Origin of the sequence: Haladaptatus sp., from assembly GCF_049589095.1 — an archaeon.
Classification (GTDB): domain Archaea; phylum Halobacteriota; class Halobacteria; order Halobacteriales; family Haladaptataceae; genus Haladaptatus.
In genome coordinates this window covers 1-3,718 of record NZ_JBAWAC010000561.1, presented here as the reverse complement: position 1 = coordinate 3,718, position 3,718 = coordinate 1, and the positions used below count along the sequence as shown (strand labels likewise).

Sequence of the window (3,718 nt, the reverse complement as noted above, 5' to 3'; positions counted from 1 at the left end):
CTGTTAGGCCACGACTACGGCGAGTCCGAAATCGAGCGCGAGCGCGAAGAGCAAGGTAACGAAGTGGTGGTCACGGTTCGGGAGTTCGAGAAATGCCAGCGCTGTGGTGCCGAAAGCATCATTAGCGAGAACAAGGAAGTCACGACGATCGAGGAACCGGAACCGACACCGGAGCCGATGGAAAGCAAGACGGAAGAGGGGCTAGCGGGATCGGCATCGGCCGAACCGACACCGGCCGAACAGGGATCGGTCGAACCGATGACGACCGGACCGGAATCCGAGACGGAAATCATCGACGAGACGGTCGAATCGGACCCGGAACCAGTCGGTTTCAACGACGATGACTTCCATCCGCCGGAGAGCGCGGACGAGGACGACGGCGTCATCCTCGACGACGAGGACGACGAGGTCGAGGAACAGGGCCGTGGTCACGGCGAGTGGCCCGACCCCGAGGACACGAACGTGAACGAGTCGGCCCGCGGGTCGACGGACTGGCCCGATACCGGACTCGATGACGAGGGATTCGACGCGCAAGTCGATGACGGAAGCGACGTCGAGGTGAGCTTCGGTGGCGGATTGACGCCGGAAAGCGCGCCTCACGCGGAGGACGATGCCGAATTCGTGGAGGCCGACTCCAGTGAGGAAACGGGGTTCGTGCGGACCACGCGGCCCGAACCACAGCGGGAAACGGGATTCACACGCGCACGGGAGGCACCGAAACCGGACCAAGCATCGGAATCGAGTCCGAGCGCAGAACTCATCTGTCCCGAATGCGGGCAGTTCGGCGGTGCTGCCTCGGGTTCGTCACTCCGCGCGGGAGACATCTGTCCGGAGTGTCGGAAAGGATACCTGAGCGAACACGAGTAGACGCGACGCGAAAAGGGTAAACATCCACCCCTCTAATCTGGGTCCAACTCATGAAAGAATACAAAATGCGACGCGGTGAGCATCTCGAAGACCGAATGCCCGACCTGAAAGCGAGCATCGAGGACTACTTCGGCCCGATAACGGCCACTGAGGATTTCAACGGACACGAACTCTACGTGGTCGAAGAACCGGACAACCCCGTTTTCAAGCGAATCGTGGCCGGTGCCGCATCGTACAGCGGAAAGAAGGACAAACTCGCTGTTGACTTCGAGGAGCGTCCCGCCGAGGACGTCATCGCGGAGGGGAACGCCGACGCTGCTGCCGACGCGGTGAGCAAGAAAAACGAGTTCCTTCTCGAAGCGACCGGCCGCGACGCGAAGGCACGCCGTGACTCGTTGAAACGAACCGTCGAAGACGACGCGGACACGCCGGACAACGTCTAATCCCGACCGAGTTTTGTTCGACTGACGTTGACACCGGTAGGCGTCACGATAAGTTGGTCATCACCTTTCTGAACGATGTCGCCGTTGACTTCGCGGGCGACCTGCTGGAGTTCGTCAGTGATGCGCTCGACGGTGGTGTCCTGCGTTCGAAGTCGAGTGATATCAGCGATAACGATGTCGCCGTCGTAGACGGCGTCTTTGATGGCGATAACGTCCTGCTGTCCTTGGATTTCGGCGATGTGAACGTTCAGTCCCGACTCGTTGGGTGTGGTCTCGAAATCGTCCAAATCCAGCTCGACATAATCCCCGGCGCTTCCCGATTGCGTCTCGCCGAGAATCTTATTCATGAATCCCATAGAACTACGGGGCAATCGAACGAGTATAGTTCTTACGTCAGACGGAGCGACAAGCGAGCACGTAGAGCAGGTAAATAACGCGCTTTTTTGCTCGCACGCTTTGTTCCCCTCTCCATGACGTTCAGCATCTGTGTCCGAGAGGAGTACACGGACGAAAGCGGGGACGACCAGACGCGGTTCGGCGTCGCGGTGACGACACGCCTTCCGCGGGTCGGAACGCTCTGTCCGTTTGCCAGCGAAAACGGGGCAATCGCCACCCAGAGCCTCGTCAACGTCGAACTCGGACGGAAGGGAATCGAGTACGTGGACGACGGCCTCGCGATCGACGATGCGCTCACGGCGCTGCTCAACGCCGACGAAGGGGCGGAGAACCGACAACTGCACGGCGTGGACGCGGAGGGGACGTTCACCTTTTCCGGGGAGGAGTGTCACGGCTGGTACGGCCACGAGAGCGGCGAGAACTACACCGTCGCCGGGAACCTGCTGACCGGCGAATCCGTCGTCGCCGAGACGGCACGCGCGTACCGCGAAAGCGCGGACGAGGACCGGCCGCTCGCCCAACGGCTCATCGACGCGCTGGCCGCGGGCTACGCCGAAGGTGGGGACAAGCGCGAGGAACTGACCGTCCAGAGCGCCGCGCTGTTGATCGAGACGACCGAACCCAAGGAGACGGATCCGTACTACAACGATCTGCGCGTGGACGCGACCGAAACGCCGATCAGGGACCTGCGGGAGGCCTACGAACTCGCCGGTGACGGGTTCACCGCCGCCGTCGAGCGCTACGAAGCGGCGAACGATGACGGGAACGACGACACGTAGCAAGCACAACCCTCGATGCGGACGATGCCGGTCGAAACGGGTGGGTTTATAGACGAGACGAACGCACGACGGATTATGGAAGTCAAATCTCGCCATCATCTCCGGAGCGACGAGGTTCGGGAGATCGACGCGGCGCTCGAAGACACCCTCGGCGTCGAACTCGATGCCGACACCTACGAACTCGTGGAACTGGAGGATTCGGCCTTCGACATCGTCCTCGTGGACGGGGAACCGACGGTCTTCTACACCGACGGCGAACCGTTCCTCACCGTTCAGGGTGCGAACGCCTACCCGCCGACGAAGCGCGTCGTCACCGTGGACGCGGGTGCCGTCTCGTTCGTCAGCGACGGTGCCGACGTGATGCGGCCCGGAATCGTGGAAGCGAGCGACGACATCGAATCGGGCGACCTCGTGGCTATCGCCGAGGAGACCCACGGCAAGGTGCTCGCCATCGGCCGTGCGAAGACGGACGGCGACGGGATAGTCGGCGACTCCGGCAAGGTGGTCGAATCCGTTCACTTCGTCGGGGACGACCTCTACGAATTCGTGGTCTGATCGGACCCGAAACGTTCCCGGCAAAAAGGCGAAGTGTGAGGGCGTCGAAGGGCGTGATATGTGGGGTTCCCGGTGGACCCGGGAGAAAAAGTCGGTCGACTGTATCGCGTGTGGCGATGCCGTTCGGCGCTCCGCGGCGCGCGAGTACGACAAGGAGGGGAATCGCTGGGAGCGCAACGGAAAGACCTTCGAGCACCTCTGCAAGGCGTGTCACCGCGAGTTGTGTCATCAGCCGCGCGACGAGTTGGAGGCGCTTCTCGTGGAGATGGATGCCGACCACGTCGAACAGGACGAGTTTTTAGCCCGGTACGAAACCGCCATCCGAGACCGATACGGCCCGCTGGAAGAACGGGAAGGATAGTCAGTCGATACGCCTAACTTCCCAACTCCCTTATCAGCGGGCATGACGAGCGACGCACAGGCTGAGGCAGGCACCGCCGAAGGCCAAGGGCCGGTCGAAATCTCCGAAGATCTCGCCGAGCGACTCGACAGCAAGCGCGAACAGCTGTTCGAGAAGTTCGAAATCAGGGACGGGTTTCCCGGCCCCGTGATGACGGAGGCCGAGAAACGAACCGAGAACATCCAACAGGAGATTCAGGACGAAGTCGAGGAACGAAAAGACCTGCGCGAGATGACGACGTGGACGACCGACCCCGTCGACGCACAGGACTTCGACGA

6 protein-coding genes and 1 pseudogene are annotated in these 3,718 nt (G+C 61.7%); 6 read left to right on the top strand and 1 reads right to left on the bottom strand.

The genetic code is table 11. From position 1 onward, the window contains the following. Both WBV42_RS17730 and WBV42_RS17725 read left to right on the top strand, forming a co-directional pair. A partial coding sequence (locus tag WBV42_RS17730; protein ID WP_423987203.1) for a DUF7093 family protein occupies positions 1 to 867 on the top strand: 867 nt, incomplete at its 5' end. Between the two features lie 50 nt (positions 868 to 917). Then, on the top strand, positions 918 to 1,310 hold the full coding sequence (locus WBV42_RS17725) for a DUF5611 family protein (RefSeq protein WP_423987202.1): 393 nt from the start codon (positions 918 to 920) through the stop codon (positions 1,308 to 1,310). Here WBV42_RS17725 and WBV42_RS17720 read toward each other — a convergent pair. Then, positions 1,307 to 1,666, bottom strand: coding sequence for a cell division protein SepF (locus tag WBV42_RS17720; RefSeq protein WP_423987201.1), 360 nt, complete (start codon positions 1,664 to 1,666; stop codon positions 1,307 to 1,309). The genes WBV42_RS17725 and WBV42_RS17720 overlap by 4 nt on opposite strands. Before the next feature lie 114 nt (positions 1,667 to 1,780). Between WBV42_RS17720 and WBV42_RS17715 the strand changes: the two genes are divergently transcribed. The 4 genes and pseudogenes from WBV42_RS17715 to WBV42_RS17700 all read left to right on the top strand — a co-directional run. Then, complete coding sequence (locus WBV42_RS17715) at positions 1,781 to 2,485, top strand: DUF1028 domain-containing protein (RefSeq protein ID WP_423987200.1); 705 nt, start codon at positions 1,781 to 1,783, stop codon at positions 2,483 to 2,485. A 75-nt stretch (positions 2,486 to 2,560) separates the two neighbouring features. After that, the gene (locus WBV42_RS17710) at positions 2,561 to 3,040 is read left to right on the top strand and encodes an RNA-binding protein (protein ID WP_423987199.1); all 480 of its coding nucleotides are present in this window, start codon (positions 2,561 to 2,563) and stop codon (positions 3,038 to 3,040) included. 58 nt (positions 3,041 to 3,098) lie between these two features. Further along, positions 3,099 to 3,401, top strand: a complete 303-nt coding sequence (locus WBV42_RS17705) for a DUF7562 family protein (protein ID WP_423987198.1) — start codon at positions 3,099 to 3,101, stop codon at positions 3,399 to 3,401. Between the two features lie 42 nt (positions 3,402 to 3,443). After that, a pseudogene (locus WBV42_RS17700) lies at positions 3,444 to 3,718 on the top strand (ribonuclease R); the annotation flags it as partial.